Below are 314 nucleotides of genomic sequence, written 5' to 3'. Positions count from 1 at the left end.
CTGCGGTGCTGCTCCCGGCGAACAACACCGGCCAGAAGGGACAGACAAGATCGTTGCTGTCCATCAAGTCGAACAGAAGAAACTGGACAATGCACGCGCCGCACAGTCCGACGCAAAGGTCGAACGCGAAGCTGCTGAGCAAGCGGAGCAAGAGAAGCGAGATGCGCTCAGAGCGGTAAATAATGAACTCGACACCTTGGCACGGGCAATCAACGAGAGGCGTCTCGCTAACTCAACGTTGAGAGCAAGATTACCTCCTGATCCACAAGAGGTGGCAGACAAGAGGTGCAGCTTCGAAGATGCTAAGCGTACGG

Annotated in this window: 1 protein-coding gene; it reads left to right on the top strand. The window is 55.7% G+C overall.

Annotated elements, in window-relative coordinates; all coding sequences use genetic code 11:
- Nucleotides 1-314: hypothetical protein (locus AF337_RS44310; RefSeq protein WP_210168055.1), on the top strand; the 314-nt coding region annotated here is incomplete at both ends.

The sequence above is a fragment of the Rhizobium ecuadorense genome, from assembly GCF_001187535.1.
Classification (GTDB): Bacteria; Pseudomonadota; Alphaproteobacteria; order Rhizobiales; family Rhizobiaceae; genus Rhizobium; species Rhizobium ecuadorense.
The sequence above is the reverse complement of the archived record's forward strand: the minus strand, read 5'-3'. Positions and strand labels throughout refer to the sequence as shown.